This is a genomic window from Vibrio sp. EA2, assembly GCF_033042495.1.
Classification (GTDB): domain Bacteria; phylum Pseudomonadota; class Gammaproteobacteria; order Enterobacterales; family Vibrionaceae; genus Vibrio.
This window is the reverse complement of the sequence record NZ_JAWLID010000003.1, coordinates 559759-576641: the sequence shown is the minus strand read 5'-3', so window position 1 is coordinate 576641 and position 16883 is coordinate 559759. Positions and strand designations below refer to the sequence as shown.

The 16883-nt window shown below is 47.2% G+C and carries 12 protein-coding genes; 8 read left to right on the top strand and 4 right to left on the bottom strand.

The features are described 5' to 3' along the window. Positions 1–15: 15 nt before the first annotated feature. Both RXX31_RS10585 and RXX31_RS10580 read right to left on the bottom strand, forming a co-directional pair. Positions 16–624, bottom strand: coding sequence for a response regulator transcription factor (locus tag RXX31_RS10585; protein ID WP_317589246.1), 609 nt, complete (start codon positions 622–624; stop codon positions 16–18). A gap of 19 nt (positions 625–643) precedes the next feature. Continuing rightward, positions 644–2479 (bottom strand): PhnD/SsuA/transferrin family substrate-binding protein, encoded by a 1836-nt coding sequence (locus RXX31_RS10580; protein WP_317589244.1) that lies wholly within the window; start codon positions 2477–2479, stop codon positions 644–646. A 176-nt stretch (positions 2480–2655) separates the two neighbouring features. Here RXX31_RS10580 and dsrO point away from each other — a divergent pair, with 176 nt between their 5' ends. From dsrO to RXX31_RS10555, 5 genes are all read left to right on the top strand, one after another. Further along, the gene (gene dsrO / locus RXX31_RS10575; RefSeq protein WP_317589243.1) at positions 2656–3423 is read left to right on the top strand and encodes a sulfate reduction electron transfer complex DsrMKJOP subunit DsrO; all 768 of its coding nucleotides are present in this window, start codon (positions 2656–2658) and stop codon (positions 3421–3423) included. Then, positions 3420–4550 (top strand): NrfD/PsrC family molybdoenzyme membrane anchor subunit, encoded by a 1131-nt coding sequence (gene nrfD / locus RXX31_RS10570; RefSeq protein WP_317589241.1) that lies wholly within the window; start codon positions 3420–3422, stop codon positions 4548–4550. Before dsrO ends, nrfD begins: the two co-directional genes overlap by 4 nt. Before the next feature lie 17 nt (positions 4551–4567). Further along, positions 4568–7660 (top strand): tetrathionate reductase subunit A, encoded by a 3093-nt coding sequence (locus RXX31_RS10565; RefSeq protein ID WP_317589239.1) that lies wholly within the window; start codon positions 4568–4570, stop codon positions 7658–7660. A gap of 129 nt (positions 7661–7789) precedes the next feature. Next, positions 7790–8401, top strand: coding sequence for a c-type cytochrome (locus RXX31_RS10560; RefSeq protein ID WP_411197976.1), 612 nt, complete (start codon positions 7790–7792; stop codon positions 8399–8401). Between the two features lie 8 nt (positions 8402–8409). Further along, positions 8410–9462 carry a c-type cytochrome gene (locus tag RXX31_RS10555; protein ID WP_317589237.1) on the top strand — a complete coding sequence of 351 codons (1053 nt, stop codon included), beginning with the start codon at positions 8410–8412 and terminating at the stop codon, positions 9460–9462. 78 nt (positions 9463–9540) lie between these two features. On the opposite strand, the gene melB is transcribed toward RXX31_RS10555, so the two are convergent. Together melB and RXX31_RS10545 are read right to left on the bottom strand one after the other, a co-directional pair. Continuing rightward, complete coding sequence (gene melB / locus RXX31_RS10550) at positions 9541–10914, bottom strand: melibiose:sodium transporter MelB (protein WP_317589235.1); 1374 nt, start codon at positions 10912–10914, stop codon at positions 9541–9543. Between the two features lie 361 nt (positions 10915–11275). Beyond that, positions 11276–13396 (bottom strand): alpha-galactosidase, encoded by a 2121-nt coding sequence (locus RXX31_RS10545; protein ID WP_317589233.1) that lies wholly within the window; start codon positions 13394–13396, stop codon positions 11276–11278. Between the two features lie 799 nt (positions 13397–14195). On the opposite strand from RXX31_RS10545, the gene RXX31_RS10540 reads away from it, so the two are divergent. The 3 genes from RXX31_RS10540 to RXX31_RS10530 all read left to right on the top strand — a co-directional run. Further along, positions 14196–15437 (top strand): carbohydrate porin, encoded by a 1242-nt coding sequence (locus RXX31_RS10540; protein ID WP_317589231.1) that lies wholly within the window; start codon positions 14196–14198, stop codon positions 15435–15437. Positions 15438–15508: 71 nt separating this feature from the next. After that, complete coding sequence (locus RXX31_RS10535) at positions 15509–16384, top strand: MalM family protein (RefSeq protein ID WP_317589230.1); 876 nt, start codon at positions 15509–15511, stop codon at positions 16382–16384. 85 nt (positions 16385–16469) lie between these two features. Continuing rightward, positions 16470–16883, top strand: a 414-nt coding sequence (locus tag RXX31_RS10530; RefSeq protein WP_411197975.1) for a sugar-binding domain-containing protein, incomplete at its 3' end; no start/stop codon positions are given.

Below are 16883 nucleotides of genomic sequence, written 5' to 3'. Positions count from 1 at the left end.
ACTCCTACTCCCCGCCTACTGAAGCGCTAACTTGCCATAGATGTAAGCCAGTTCCGCTACCGTTTTAGCTGAAAACTTTTTCATTAAACTGGCGCGATGAACTTCGACCGTTCTCATCGCGATGCAAAGCTCATCGGCGATGCGGATGTTGCGTTTGCCTTCAATGATCAAACGTAAAATATCCTTTTCACGCGGCGTTAGTGACTCATAAGCCGATTTTGCTGCGGCCATATCAAGACTGGCTGCTGATAGTACCTGCCCTTGCAAAATGGCTTGGGCTAATTCATCACCTTTGACTGGCTTTTGGAAAAAGTTGACCGCCCCCGCCTGCAACGCGTCAACGGCCATCGGTACATCACCATGACCCGTCAGGTAGATAACAGAGAGTGGGCTACTCGCCTGGTTAAGAATTTGATGCACCTGCTGACCACGCAGGTTAGGCATTCGGCTATCAAGAATCACGCACCCCGCCTGATGAATGTCTACCTCATTTAGAAAAGACGGTCCGTCTGCAAAAGTCGTAACGTTGAAATCATGTTCCTCTAACATAAAAGCCAGCGAATCACGTACCGATTCGTCATCGTCGACCACATAAACGGGCAATTGTTTTTCACTGTCGGTCATTGAATGATCCTACTCCTAGTTACGGTTGATATGGAAACACGAGCTCAACCACACAGCCGTGCGGCGTAGTCGAATGGATAACAAACTCGCCACCGTGTAATTCCATGACATCGCGACAAATTGCCAGCCCCAACCCAAGCCCTTCTGCTTTATTGGTCACAAACGCTTCGGTCGGGTTTTCTTGCTGTAACCCGGTGCCATTATCCAGCACTCGAATGGAAAGCTGATTCGCCTGATAGTCACTATGCAGCGCAATTTTACCTTGATAACCGGAAGTGTGATATTTTTCCTGGAACAATGCACAGGCATCAATCGCGTTATTGATCACATTAACCAAAACTTGCTGAACGCCTACAGCATCCGCCAATATAGAATGCGTCTCTCCTTCGCAACTGGTTACGATGGAAACATTCTGCTTTTGCAGTCGGAAGTGAAGCAGCTCAATCGTGTCATCGATTAGCGCTTCAATATCACAAGGCGCTTTATCGACACTTCTTTTACGAATTAATGTTCTCAAGCGCTGTATGATCGCATCGGCTCTTTCGACCTGTCCCTGTATTTTCTCAAGGACCGGGACAATGTCTTCGTGGGGACGTTTCTTGGCCAGGCGAAGTAACCCACCCTCGCTGTAATTACGAATCGCCGCCAACGGCTGGTTGAGCTCATGCGCCAGGCTGCTGCCAATCTCTCCGACAATCGCGACTCTCTGTGAGTGCTCTAGTTGCTCACTTTTTTCTTTCAGTCTTAGCGACGTCTGCTCCAAAGCCTGCTTGCTTTTACTAAAGCGATACTCAAGCCAAAAGTGGTAAGCGTTCAACACAATCACAAAAAGGAACAACGCCCACGCCCATTCTTGATGGTTCTTCAGCCAGCGGAAGGCATCCTGCCACCATGGTTGTTGCAGGGGGTGAAGGTCTAACGCCTGATAAAGTTTGTCAATGCTCAGCAGGCTGACGGGTGATGTCCATCCCGACGCACCAGCCGCAATACTCGCAGGATGATCTGCAGGCATCGCCAATAACACCTGGGCGACTCTTTTAGCCAATAGAGTGGAACCCTTCTCGGTTTTGGCAAACGACCAATTAGGGTATAGCGGCGTCGAAACTGCACATGGTGAACCTTGGTTCGGCTGCTGATTTAACACTCGGTAGCCACCTATCTGCAACAATCCTTCGCTTTGCATCCGCTCCAATAAACAGGCGGGCACCACGGCCGCTTCCACATTGCCATCACGTAATTGGTAAAGGTTGGCATCAATAGGAAAGCCGAGATAGCGAACATCAGCAAAGAAATCATTCGGATCCAGCCCCATTTCTACTATCTGGTAGCGTAATGTTAAATAACCACCAAATGCTTTTTCTGATACCGCAGCCACTGGCAACCCCGCTACGTCTTGCAATGTTTTATAGGTCGAATCGGCACGAACCACCAGCGCCGAGCCAATGCCATAGTTGGAATGTTGCGGGGCGCGACTGGTCAATGTAGCCATCCAGGATAGCGCGTATTGCCTGCCTAATCGCACTGCTTGACCGGGATTGGTTAAGATGAAATCCATGGTCTGCAACTTCACCGCGTCACCCATCTCATCTAAGTTAAGTGGATGAAGTACAAAATGCACATCAGGAGTTTGTTGATTCAGCCAATCGATGGTCGGCTGCCATCTCTGCTCGGCATAGAAGTGTCCACGTATCGCCAATACACCAACTTCAACGGTCTGCTTAGCCTCTTGTTGTTTCACTTGTGAAAGTTTAACGCCTTGTTGCTCAGTTTGTGGCAAAGCGGTTGCCAGAGCCAAAGGTGACATGACAGCCAAGCAAAGCATCCAAAGTTGAAACAGCCGCGGCGTTTTTTTCATGATGAATCGAATCGCTCCGTCGAAAGTGATGCAACAAGAATAACAGCTACGTTAGGTAATCCACATTTGTTTTAGATCAAGTTTGATCTGGGTATGTGGAAATCCACTATATCGACCTCTCGATTCATTTCTCACAATGGAATCAATCAGTTCAAATTCAACTAAGCAGGTGAGTTATGGATTCCACCAAACGTCGCTTTCTCAGTGCCGTCACAGCTGGTGCCGCACTAATCCCTATTGCTGGCATTGGCACTGCAACGGCAGGAAATGTCATTCGCAATAACCACTCCGCCGACCGAAAAGGACAAGTCGGTAAACGTTATGCCATGGTGATTGATCTACGTAAATGCGTCGGCTGCCAAGCCTGTACTGTGGGTTGCAGTATAGAAAACCAGGCGCCTATCGGCCAGTTTCGTACCACGGTGAAACAGTACGAAGTCACGCTTGATGATGGCTCTAAAACCACCCGAGAAGCGAAAGCCTTTATGCTCCCTCGCCTTTGCAATCACTGTGACAATCCACCCTGTGTGGCGGTTTGCCCGGTTCAAGCCACGTTTCAACGTGAAGATGGTGTGGTCATGGTCGATAACAGCCGCTGTGTGGCCTGCGCTTATTGCGTACAAGCCTGCCCTTACGATGCTCGTTTCATTAATGAAGACACACTGACGGCAGATAAATGCACCTTCTGTGCTCATCGTTTAGAAAAAGGCTTGCTGCCGGCTTGTGTCGAGACCTGTGTTGGCGGTGCACGTGTGATTGGCGATTTGAACGACCCATCCAGCGAAATTCGCTGCTTAATCGCGGAACATCAACACGAGATTAAAGTGCTGAAACCTAACGAAGGCACCAATCCGCATGTGTTTTATATCGGCATGGATGAACGCTTTACACATCACATAGACGGACAACCTGCTATTTACGACCCAGAAGGAGAACACGCATGAACATCACCGAAGTGTTAGTCCAACCTCAAGCGATGGCCTGGCTCCCGTGGGCAGTGCAGTATTTCTTCTATATCGGCTCCGCATATGCCGCCGCAATTCTTTTCCTGATCGCATTGCTGTTTGAACAATACACCAGCCACCGGCTCCGTGCAGCACTGGTATTGACGTTAGCGTTCGGCGCTATCGTGGGACCTCTGGCATTAACGGGCGATCTTCATCAACCTGGTCGTGCGTGGCATTTTTACGCGCACATCACCCCATGGTCGTGGATGTCACTAGGATCATTATTCCTTCCCGTTTTTTCAGGTTTAGCGGTGATAACAGCCTGGCTGTATCTGCGTCAGGATTTTATCGCACTGCGCAACCAACCTGGGAAAGTGTTGCCGTTTCTGTCTAAGCTCTCACTGGGTGATTGGACGATCTCACGCAGAGCCATGCTCAGGATATCTATCACCACTGTGTTATCGGGCCTAAGCATCGCGCTGTATACCGGTGCTGAAATCGCCGTTGTTCAGTCACGCTCTTTATGGCACCAACCTGCTTCGCCTATTCTTTGGTTCGTCACTGCATTTATGGGCGCAGTTGGTTTTGCTCTGCTGATCTGGCTACTACTACCAAGCAACTCAAAAAGCCTATCCTCGGGCGATACCAATTTACTGAAAAAGTCTGTGTTAATAAGCGGAGGCTTAACCCTGATTCTCATGCCAATTTGGGCATCCAATAACTCTACATTCTCACTTTATTCAAGCGACCAATGGGTACAAAACATAGCCCTGCTCACCTTGATAATTTTAGGCAGTGTGTTAATCGCGTTCATTACGTTGAGAGACAGTAACACGTCCACATCTTGTCACTTTCGCCGCATCTTTGGGTTGTCTTGTATGTCATTAACCTCTCTTGCAAGCGCGTGGCTGGTTCGCTGGTTCACCATCATGGAAGTACAGACCATCGCCAAATTCGATGCAGGTCTGTATCCGTACCAATTGACTATGGATGAGAATGGCTGGCTAGGCATCATCGGTATGTTCGGGTTGTGGCTAGCACTGGCCACACTAGGCACTGAATTGATTCAGCCAAAACAAAGCACCAAAACACACACTACACCACTCACCTCAACCGAACGCTAATTGAAGAGGATTTCATTATGGATAACAAACGCCGTCAGTTTTTGAAATCAGGCATTGCAGTGGGTGGGCTGGGCGCATTCGCTGCTGGATATGCTACGACCACCAAACACATGGTAGAAGGTGCGCTTGAAGGCACCGCAGGCGAAAAAACTCGTGATATTCACCACGGTAACTCTCTTGAACCAGAATACACCGTCAACAACAAAGGCAACCTGATTCCGAATCCGAACCAACGCGTCGCGCCATCAATGTGCTTTGGCTGCTGGTCATTATGTGGATTGCGCGTTCGCATCGATAACCGCAGTGATGAAATTTTACGTATCAGTGGCAACCCGTACCACCCGCTTTCACAACAACACTCTATTCCCTTCGAAACACCAGTCAAAGACGCTTATTTAGGTTTGGCCGGAGAGGCCGGTCTTGAGGGTCGTTCGACAGCCTGTGCGCGTGGCAATGGGATGCTAGAAATTCGAAACAGCCCGTATCGTATCACTCAACCACTAAAACGTGTTGGTAAACGCGGCGAAGGAAAATGGGTTCCGATTAGCTACGAGCAATTGTTAGAAGAAGTCGTCGAAGGAGGAGACCTATTTGGTGAAGGCCATGTTGATGGGCTGCGTGCGATTCGTGATTTAGAGACTCCTGTCGATCCTGATAATCCAGAATATGGTCCGAAAGCCAATCAATTACTCATGACCAATGCCGGAAACGAAGGTAGAGACGACATATTCAAACGCTTCGCTTTCAATAGCTATGGTACGCGTAACTTCGGTCACCACGGTTCATACTGTGGCTACGCTTTCCGCGCTGGTAGCGGTGCATTTATGAATGACTTGGATAAGTTTGCCCACTTGAAGCCAGACTTTGATAACGCGGAGTACATCATCTTTATTGGCATGTCACCGGCTCAAGCTGGTAATCCATTCAAGCGTCAAGCTCGTCAACTTGCCAATGCACGAACCAATGGTAATTTGGAGTACACCATCATTACGCCGAGTTTGCCTGCAGGATCGTCAAGTTTGGCGGCGGGTGACAACAATCGCTGGATTCCCATTAAACCCGGTACCGATTCAGCCCTTGTGCTTGGTATGATCCAGTGGATTATCGACAACCAACGTTACAACAAAGCCTTCTTAGCACAACCGGGGGCTAACGCGATGAAACGCGCCGGAACCGCACATTGGTGTAATGCAACACACCTCGTGATCAGCGATGAACAGCATCCAAGAAATGGGACGTTTTTGCGTGCTTCCGATCTGAATCAACCGTACGACGGCGAAGCACTGTCTGATTCAGATCCGTATGTCATCGTGGATGCGCAAAGCGGCGACTTTGGCATTCATACCCAAACGGGTGAGGCGGCACTGTTTGTCGATAAAACCGTGGCACTATCTTCGGGTGACGTTCGGGTAAAATCTTCCCTGCAAAGACTCAAAGAAGAGGCGTTCAAATACAACCTGGAGTTTTACAGTCAGCAGTGTGAAATCCCTGTCGAACAAATTGTGGAATTAGCAAAACGTTTCACCAGTCATGGTACAAAAGCGGTGGTCGATACCCACGGTGGCAACATGCACACCAACGGGTTCTACAATGCGTTTACCATCATGATGCTCAACGCACTGATTGGTAATATCAACATGAAAGGTGGCGCGATGGCGAAAGCGGGTGGCTATCCAACATCCGCCAATGGCCCTCGCTACGACTTCACCAAATTTCCCGGTAAAGTTGGTCCAAAGGGCGTCTTTCTCTCTCGCAGTAAATTTCCGTATCACAAGACCAGTGAATATAAACGCCGAGTATCGGCTGGTGAGTCCCCTTACCCAACTCGCGCACCTTGGTATCCGTTTGCTGCACCACTGCTGACGGAACATCTGTCTGCTGCTATTGATGGTTACCCCTACCGCGTCAAAGCTTGGATCAACCATATGGCGAACCCTATGTATGGTGTACCCGGTTTAAAAACGCTGTTGGAAGACAAGCTGAAAGATCCGCAACAACTTGGCTTGATTGTCTCTGTCGATGCGTTTATCAACGAAACCACTGCTCTGTCGGACTATATTGTTCCAGATACGGTAACCTACGAAAGCTGGGGGATGGCAACACCGTGGCATGGTGTGCCAGTGAAAACCATCACCGCTCGCTGGCCGATTGTGGAATCACGTACAGAGAAAACAACCGACGGTCGAACGATTTGTTTAGAGAACTTTTTGATTGATGTCGCCAAGAAAATGCGGCTGGGCGGGTTTGGTGAGAATGCCATTCAAGACGCACAAGGCAATTGGCACAATCTTCATAGCGCTGAAGATTTCTACCTACGCTCAGCGGCCAACTTAGCCTACGTAAAAGGTAGCGTTCCGGAAGTTTCGGCGGAAGACATCGCGTGGTCAGGGTTAGAGCGTTTGATGCCAGCGATGCAAAAAACGCTCACCCCCGATGAGATGAAACGCGTGGCCTTTATTTTTGCTCGTGGCGGGCGCTTTGAAAATGCCACCGAAGCCTATCAAGGAGAGCAAATGAAACATAAATGGACACGCCCTGTCGCAATATGGAACGAACGTGTCGGCAGCGCAAGAAACACCATGACCGGTGATTTCTACACCGGCTGTCCGACATGGCATCAACAAAAACTGGCTGATGGCACCCCGATGGAAGAACAATTCCCGAGCTCGGAATGGCCATTCCATCTGACCAACTTTAAATCCAACATTCACAGTGCGGTATCCAATTTATCGCCAAGATTGAACTCCATTAAAGGCGTGAACCCGGTGTACATCCACCCTCTCGATGCCGAGCGTGCCGGCATTAAAACGGGTGACGAGTTTATTATCCAAACCCCGTCAGCCAGCACCAAAGCACTCGCAATGGTAGTCAGCGGGATCCGCCAAGGCTCTCTCGGATTTGAACATGGGTTTGGCCATACTGAACTAGGACAACGCTCGCACTGGATTGGCGATAAGCAACAGCCAGTAAAGGTTCGTAGCCAAGATGGAGTCAACATCAATGACATTGGCTTGATAGATCCAACCCGAGAAGGAAAAGGCGTTTTATTGGATTGGGTGGTCGGTGCAGCGGCACGTCAATCCCTGCCAGCTAAGATAGTCAAAGCTTAACCTTCGGGGCTGTCCTTTTGGGGCAGCCCTCTCACGTTCTCAGCGTCAAAAATGTGGAAATCCACAATACCGCCAATTATTGATAAAGAAGACAATATTGCGATTATAAAAACGACAAAGTGAGTCAGCATGTTAAAAGTTCTTTCAGTGGTCACAGCCTGTTTGCTGGCCACCACAATGGGCGCTAACGCCTCGTCTATTCCTGAAAAGGCTGGCGTATGTAGCGGTTGTCATGGTCAAGATGGTATGGGCCAAGCCAATATCGCTCCTATGATTGCCGGTTTAAACGCGAACTATCTCAACACGCAAATAGAGCTCTTCCTTAGTGGTGAACGTAAAGATCCGGTCATGCAAGGTATGGCTCAAGAGCTAAGCGACCCTAACGTTCGTAAAGAGGTACTTGAGTACTACGCGAGCCTGCCAAGTTATGAGTTCTCAAACCCAGAGAAACGCGGTGACCAAGCCAACATTCGCAGCCCTTATCGTAAGCTAATTTTCCAGGGAGATTGGGATCGCAACATTCCCGCTTGTGCAACTTGTCACGGTGCCAGCGGTATGGGAGTCGACAAATTCCCTCGCCTTGCCAGTCAACATGCTGACTATTTAAAAGCACAATTAATGGCATGGAAAAATGGCACTCGTAGTGGTGACCCGCTCAATATGATGAGTTCCATCGCAAAGAATCTCACCGATAAAGAGATCGAAAACCTTTCCCACTACTTTGCCTCATTACGTTATTAGGAGCAGACATGAAACGTTTCTATTCTTTATTTGTGTTACCTGTCATTTCTGCTACTGCTATAGCGAATGAACAATTACCTGATCGCCAAAAAGAACTGCCAGCAGTTGAAAAAGAAAGTCAGAGTGAGTATCTGAAGCCACGCGACCTCAGCACTATTGCCAATACCGAATTTGGCGAGCAAGTAAAACGCGGCTATTCGCTATTTGTGAACTCTCAGCAGATGCGCGGAAAGTACGTCGGCAATGAGCAAAATTGTGTGAACTGCCATATGGAAGCCGGACGCAAAGCCAATGCAGCACCATTGTGGGCAGCCTACATGGCTTATCCGGCTTACCGTAAGAAAAACGATCGCGTCAACAGTTATGCAGACCGTATCCAGGGCTGCTTCGAATATTCCATGAACGGTAAAGCACCAGCTTATGACTCACCAGAAATCGTCGCGCTGAGTTCTTATGCCTACTGGCTAGCCATGGGTGGCTTGCTTGATCAGCATGGCATGAGCGATGAACCAATTCCTGAGATAGACGCCAAAACGCTGCAAACAGGCGGAAAAGCGCCAGACTTCCCACTGCCAGAAGTCATTGCTCAGGCGTTACCGGTGGAAGAGCGCGGTAAACTTGCTGGTCGTGGCTACCCTAAAATACCAGCACCAGAGCAAGCGCCGTCACCTGAGCGAGGCGCATTGGTTTACGCAAAGAACTGCGAAACCTGCCATAGCGTTGATGGAGCTGGCATAAAAGACAGCTATGGTCACTCTTACATCCCACCACTTTGGGGCGCAAACGCGTATAACTGGGGCGCTGGTATGCACCGTATCAACACCGCGGCTTACTTTATTTACGAGAATATGCCGCTTGGCAAAAGTGTACAGCTTACAGAGCAGGAAGCATGGGATGTGGCCGCGTACGTCAACAGTCACGATCGTCCTCAAGACCCTCGCTTTAAAGGCAGTGTCGCCGCGAATGCGGAAAAATACCACCAGCATCAAGGTTACTACGGTAAAACATTGGACGGTAAAAAAATGGGCGCAAATGCGTTTGAAAGCAGCACCGTTGAATAAAAAAGAATGATGAGTAAAACAAAGGGGAGCGTCCAGTATTGGACGCTCCCTTGTAGTTTTGACTGACAACTTTAGCGATTAGGCTTCAGCTGGAGAACTTTCTGTCAGCACCTCTTGCTCAGCGTCGTCTTTATTAAAGCCTTCGTGTAAACGGTAGTAACGTCGGTAGATAATACCGCTGATGATCATCATGATGGCAGGTAGACCAATCATCATAAATTCAAGACCCATAATCGTGCTTTCTGATTGTTCAACGTTTGGTACATAACCAATAATCGATAAGCCGACACCCACAATGAAACCACCCGCTGCACCAGCGAATTTCACCAGCATGGTTTGTACTGAGAAAATAACACTTTCACTGCGACGACCTGTTTTATGCTCACCATAGTCAACAACGTCAGCTAACATCACCGTTTGTAGTGCGTTTGCAATGCCCACACCAAACTTAATTGCAGCACCTGCCATACCAATCATTAGCGCATTTGCCGGAGCAACGAAACCCATAACAAGCAGCAGCACACAGGAAAGAACAGGGAAACCACAAGCAATTAGCCATAGGTTTTTACGTGGAAGTGCTGCCGCTATACGAGGAAATAAGAAGACGCCTGCCACTTCTGCAGCGCCTGCAACCATCATGTAGACAGGGAATAATTCCGCATCGCCTAATGCGTAAGAAAAGTAGTAAATCGCAAAACCACCAACCAAAAGGTTTGCAATTTGGAATGAAAGAACAGTACCAATCAGTGCTTTCAGCTGGTCGTTTTTTCCAATAATGGCCAGCACATCTTTGAAGTTAAATTTTTCTGCAGTTTTTGCATTTGTAGGTGCATCCTTCTCTTTGACGTTACGTGCAATCAGGAATGCACTCATAACAAACAGAACCGCAATCAGCATTGCGACGTTAAAGAAACCATCACCTTGGTTACCGTTACCTAACTCACCCACAATGTGTAAGCCATAAGTACCCGTGATGAACCATGCAAGGCTAGCGAACAGACGAGGCCAAACGACTAACTTCTCACGTTCCTCGCGAGAGCTAGATAACGCTGGAATCATTGACCAGTATGGAATATCCATGATGGTATAAGTCAGTCCCCATAAGATGTAGGCCGCTGCCGCATAGATGTAGAGAGCGGTACCTTCGAACATATGCGTACTAAATAGACCAACCAATACAACCGCGTTTAATAGCGTACCAATCACAATCCATGGGCGGAATTTACCAAATCGTGATCGCGTGTTATCTACGATCACCCCCATCATAGGGTCGGTGACTGCATCTACGATACGAGCTGCCAGAAAGATGGTACCTACAAATGCCGCAGACAAACCTGCCACATCAGTAAAGTAAAACATTAAGAAGATATAGATAGGAGCACAGGCAAAGTCTTTACCAAGTGCACCAAGGCCGTATGAAGCCTTGGTTTGTAGAGTAATTTTATCAGACATAATCTTTCCTTAGTGCCGTACTGCTATGTATTCCCCTAACTAGAATCCATAACGTCGACGTATTGTATTTATATTTCGATGATAATGTTACTGACACACCTACTGCCTTACTGTGATCCACAACCACTTCATGGAAACGTTTACAGTAAAGTTCTCAAAATGAGATATAGAACACTATTTTTGTCTTTAAAGTTGGACAAAAATTCAAACAAACCCTTAATTATCAATAATTAAACCCAACACTTAATGAAAACGATTTCATGAATACGTGTTAAAATGCACGCAAAAAGCCGCACAAACTTAATGTCTGTACGGCTTGAATAAACAGCGCGGGAATCAATTAAGGTCTCGTTTTATGGTGCTATTCGCAAACCCGATCAAACTTCACTAACATCGCAGTCTCTGGATCTAAAATTGGCATGGTTAAACCAACTTCAGCACACCACGCACCGGAGAGTTCACATTCAGACTCTGTCCATGGGGGTTGATAATTGACAATATCGTCGTAGTTAGAAGGTTTATCTAACACCGACACACGATATATCCCCTCTGGATCCAACCCCGGCACGCGGAAATGCCCGCTGAGTGAATTGGTCGGCATCGCGAGCTGAGCGATCATTACGACAGCCTCGGATTGCTCCTCAGAAACAACCGCATGAATCTGATGTACTTTATCATCCGTTGGCACTCGCCATGTTCTGCCAGCGTGTAGCAACGGACGCAATACTTTGTGTAGCCTGATGTAACGCTCAAACCCCTGTTTTTCTTGTTGCTCTTCTTTCACTGGATCAAGCTCGATGCCCATGTGACCAAACAGAGCGGTTAGCCCGCGAAATTCTATACCGTGACGACGACGCGTACTGTGACAATGACTGGCTCCGATATGGCTTCCCATCACTTCAGGTGGGAAGAAGTAGCTCATACCACGTTGAATGGTTTGACGTTCAAGAGCGTCGTTGTTGTCCGAAGCCCAGAAACGATGGGTACGTTTTAGTACTTCGTAATCAATACGACCACCACCCGCCGCGCACGATTCAATCTCTACTTGAGGGTGCTTTTCACGCACTTTATCCACTAACTCGTAGTAACGTAGAGTTTGACTGTGCGCTGCCGCTCGACCAAGGTGACCAGGCTGAACAACTTCACGGTTCATGTCCCACTTGATGTAATCAATGTTGTAACTCGACAGGAAGTGATCCAATCTTTCGAACAAGAAGTTAAAGGCGTCATCATTTTGCAGGTTAATCACGTACTGGTTGCGACCTGTCGGCTGCTCGTATCCATCGACTGCAAGTAACCAATCTGGATTCGTGCGGTACAAGTCAGAATCTTTGTTGATCATTTCTGGCTCGAACCACAAACCAAACTCCATACCCAGTACATTTACGTGGTCCACAATCGGTTGCAAACCTTTTGGATACTTGGATTCACATAAGAACCAGTCCCCTAACCCAGCTTTGTCACCATTGCGACCTTTGAACCAGCCATCATCAATAATGAATCGCTCTACACCCATTTCTGCCGCTTGAGATGCCATCGACATGATGTATTGCGGATCATGGTCGAAGTAAATGCCCTCCCAGGTATTCAAGTGAATCGGACGTGGTTTTTCGCTAAAGTTACGGGGTAAAATTGAATCGCGAACATGAGAGTGGAAGTGATGGCTCATGCCATTTAAACCTGCATTGCTGAAGCTTGCGTATAGCCAAGGGGTAGTAAGGCTTTCGCCTTCTTCGAGAGCCACTTCACCGGGTAGATAAATCACTTCTGCCTGCATGTATCGACGTCCATCCGCTTTCACATCCGCACGTAATCTGTGGTTTCCACTCCAGGCAAAGTGGAATCCCCATACATCACCATTCATTTCATCAAAGTGGGAGGTTCCTGCAACGAATGCAGGGTAATGCTCATGAGATGTGCGACCACGACGATTTTCTTGTTGGTAACCACCTTGGGTTAAAGGTTGGCGTACAGTTTGGAATTCATGCACCCAACGTCCGTAATACGTCATCAATTCATTTGCTCTTGCCGGTAACGGAAGTGTATTTGCAAGACGACTGACGTGATACGTCCCCTTTTTAGTGTTCGTTAGCGTGTGACGAGTCTTAACCACATCATTCTCATCCAATGCCAAAGTGGTTTTTAAGCGCAGACCAGCAATCTTGTCTTCGCTTTCGATAATAATACCGTTTGTACTCTGTTCGATTTGCGTAATGACGAATACTGGCGCCCAATCCTGCCCATCGCGATGACCTTCCAATCCAGGGCTACTAAACACACCTCGACCAAGCTCAGGATTCAGAGTCATGGATACATCTTTATCTAAACGTCCATAAGGCACTGGGCGTTGCAAAGTTATACGATAACCTTCAATATCACCACTAACCTTCGGTCCCCAATGCAGGATCTCCGCATACTCACCCAGTTCTATGATCAGTTGAGTCTCGTTACCTGCTAGCTCAATCAGTGTTTTGTCCGTCATCTTGCCTTACCTTTAAACTGGAAATTAGGTCGCATCATAATGAAAAGAACAAAATAATCTGTGAGCTGCACCAAAATCATGGAAACGTTTACAGATAAACTTTCCATACTGAGGAGAGCGACGTATGATCTAATTCCCTCTTATATTTAACTCAAGTCAGAAAGAAAACGTACGACTTTACGGTGGTAACATAGACCAGCAATAACACAACAACCATCTGTAAATTGAAGATAAAAATATAAAACCTTGTGCTAGAGAGTTCAAACAAGGCTAAACACCACGCAGTTAAACATTCAAACTCTTGCAGTAATTAACCGACACTCGTATTCTTAATGCTTCGAGATTTATAATGAAGTGTCTCCTTGGGTCCTAACTTTATACTCCAGCTGACAATTCAGCACGCCGCCGTGTGCATTAAGCTCGCGAACGACATGTTGTTTATACTTCCTTGTCTCACATGCCCAACTGAGTTCAGTTGGGTTTTCTTTCCGATTGCCTTTTCAATCAAGCCCCGTCATTTCAAAAACTTAATAATCATTTGTCACCGTACCTCTATCAGAAAAACATCCCTCTTAAAGTAAACGATTCCAAGCCAAAACCATCAAAAACAACCTAAACGCCCTCTAAACACCTCAAATTAAGAGATCAAAATCACACAAAAAAGCAATATCCTCATCATTTCGACAAAAATGCCAATCTGATCATGAAAACGTTTCCAGCGTTTATTTACACTGCTCACCGAGTTAGGACTCAAATAAAAAAATAAATCCATAAATAAAAAATAGAATGGAGACACTTCATGAAACAAAAGACGCTTGTAAGAGCGCTTGGGTTAACCCTTGCCCTAGCACCGCTTGCTAGTATGGCCGCAGTGGAAAACATGACCTACTTCGGATACGCAAAATGGGGCAATATCTATACCGATAATGACGAACACAACGATGGTAAAGGCGAACGTAACGACGTAATTCGCGCAGGTCAGGGTTATGGTAATTACCGTTTGGGTAACGAACTGAACTGGTGGGAAGCGGGCTTAAAAGCTGACGTATGGCAGCAAGGCGATGCGTACTTTGATACCACCCTTTACCTGGGAAGTGGCGAAAGCTGGGGTGACGTTAGCTTGATCCAAATGTGGGCAGCTGGTTACGGGCTCTTCGAAGGCCAAGAAGATGCTTCCGTCTGGGCAGGTGAACGTTTCTACCGCCGTCATGAAGTGCACATGATCGACATTAAATACTGGGATACCTCGAGCACCGGAATCGGTATTGAGAACTGGGACCTCGGATTTGCTAAAGGCCATTTTGCCTGGATGGCGCCAAATTCGAGTGCTGATGGACGTAGCTTACACAACTTGGATGCACGTTTAAGCGATATTGAATTAAGTGACAGTGCGGATCTTACCGTTGGTTTGAACTATGTTTTCGCCCAAAACTCAAGCTACGACGAAAGTGACATCACCACCTCTGGCGCCATGTTTTCTGCCCTTTATCGTCAAGCCTGGAGCTATGGTTCAAACACGTTTGCATTCCAATATGGAACTGATGCGCTTGCGGGTGGCTTAATGAGTGCAGAGGGCGGTTCTAATCGTAAATACAGCACAGGCGTAGAACATGATGGTTACAGCTGGCGAATCTTTAACTCTGGTGACTTAAACGTCAATGAAGATTTCCAAGTGATGTACTCCATCGCCTATCAAGACAAAAATCTGGATAACAACGAAGGCGAAAAGTGGTTTAGCGTAGGTGCTCGACCTCAATACAGCTGGACAGAATACATGGCGACCGCACTGGAAGTCGGTTACGAGTCAGTAGATGCACAAAATGATGCTGGTACTAACGATATGTACAAAGTCACGTTAGCGCAGATGTTCCAGGCAGGCAAAGGGGTTTGGGCCCGTCCATCACTGCGCTTATTCGCCACCTACTCTGAAAAAACCGATGAATGGAACCGCGGTGGAGACGTTTATGGCGCGTCGCAAAGTATCGGCAAGCGCGACGTAGATGAAGTGACGTTTGGCTTTAACGTCGAAACATGGTGGTAATGCACCAAAGCTACTATTTTTGAACGCAATGGGGTGAGGAAATTCTCTCGCCCCGTAAAAGGACAAAACCGATGAAATTAAAACCGTTGGCAACTCTACTCATGGCACTGTCTCTTGGTGCGTGCAGTAGCTTACCAGAACAAACTTTCAATACTGACCTCAACACACAGACTTGTTGCTCAACACTAGATGCGCTACCTCTGACGGCTTTGTCTACGCCTTTCCACCAGCAAGTGGTTATGGACGCCAATTTGCCAACATTGAGTACTGAGGTTTTATCGGGTTCAGAAATAACTTCACCACAAGCACTTCCTGTCACGGGCTACCGAATCACCGTCGATACCCCTTTCTCACTGCTTGTTCGGTCTTATATCGATAACAATGCACTATTTGCGGCAAACATTCGCATTTATGACGGCAATTGGCAGTTAATTTCCGACTACTCAGCTGAAACGTTTGACTACCAAACGACCGGAATGCGCGGATTGGAACACATTGAAAGTGTCGTCACTATAAATCCACAACTTAATGGGGCGAAATACATTGTTATCGCGTCCGATACTGCCTTACTGGGTAAGGAATTAACCCGTATTCACCCTGAACAAGTCTACGCAAACTCACAAAATGTAATCGGCAATAAACAATTACCTCTCACAGCCGAATACCAACCATTCGGTGTGATTGACGTAACCACAAGCGCTTCAGACAACAACGCAGTACTAACACTATTGGCAGAACTCGGCAAGAATCCTGACGCTCAACAACAAGCGACCGTAGCAGATACGTCATTAATCACCTCGCTAGATGAGTGGCCACAATACCGCGAACAAATTGATGTGGCTCTGGAAAAAAATAACGTAAAACAAGCGGCAGAAATCGCAAATAAAGCCGAAGAACAAGGCATCCCCCAAGCAAAAGACTATCTCGTGCAGCAGTTAGCTAAGTAGTGAATGACAAGAACAAAGATTTTTTCATTACGGGCGCAACTGGCGTAGTGAAGCAAGATTAGAAATAAAAACTTAAGTAGGAAACATGATGGCATTTTCAGATATTATTCAACGACGCGATTGGGAAAACCCACAATCAGTGAACATTCACTGCCTGAAAGCACATAGCCCGCTTTCTAGTTATCGCAATATTGACCATGCCCGTGACGAAATTCATGCTCAGCGACAATCTCTCAATGGTTTGTGGAAGTTTAAGCTATTCGAAGCACCAGAGCAGGTCGATGGCAAGTTCATTGAAACGCACTTCAATGATACCGATTGGGATGAAATTACTGTTCCTTCAAACTGGCAGATGCAAGGTTACGACAAGCCTATTTACGCTAACGTTAAATATCCATTTGAAGTGAACCCGCCGTTTGTACCAGCAGACAATCCAACCGGATGTTACCGCACGACGATTACTCTTACTGAAGAAACCCTTGCAGATACACAACGCATC

Coding starts and splice junctions, on each gene's coding strand:
- dsrO (WP_317589243.1), top strand. CDS start 2,656: ATGGATTCCACCAAACGTCGCTTTCTCAGTGCCGTCACAGCTGGTGCC.
- RXX31_RS10585 (WP_317589246.1), bottom strand. CDS start 624: ATGACCGACAGTGAAAAACAATTGCCCGTTTATGTGGTCGACGATGAC.
- nrfD (WP_317589241.1), top strand. CDS start 3,420: ATGAACATCACCGAAGTGTTAGTCCAACCTCAAGCGATGGCCTGGCTC.
- RXX31_RS10560 (WP_411197976.1), top strand. CDS start 7,790: ATGTTAAAAGTTCTTTCAGTGGTCACAGCCTGTTTGCTGGCCACCACA.
- RXX31_RS10535 (WP_317589230.1), top strand. CDS start 15,509: ATGAAATTAAAACCGTTGGCAACTCTACTCATGGCACTGTCTCTTGGT.
- RXX31_RS10540 (WP_317589231.1), top strand. CDS start 14,196: ATGAAACAAAAGACGCTTGTAAGAGCGCTTGGGTTAACCCTTGCCCTA.
- RXX31_RS10555 (WP_317589237.1), top strand. CDS start 8,410: ATGAAACGTTTCTATTCTTTATTTGTGTTACCTGTCATTTCTGCTACT.
- RXX31_RS10545 (WP_317589233.1), bottom strand. CDS start 13,396: ATGACGGACAAAACACTGATTGAGCTAGCAGGTAACGAGACTCAACTG.
- RXX31_RS10565 (WP_317589239.1), top strand. CDS start 4,568: ATGGATAACAAACGCCGTCAGTTTTTGAAATCAGGCATTGCAGTGGGT.
- RXX31_RS10580 (WP_317589244.1), bottom strand. CDS start 2,479: ATGAAAAAAACGCCGCGGCTGTTTCAACTTTGGATGCTTTGCTTGGCT.
- melB (WP_317589235.1), bottom strand. CDS start 10,914: ATGTCTGATAAAATTACTCTACAAACCAAGGCTTCATACGGCCTTGGT.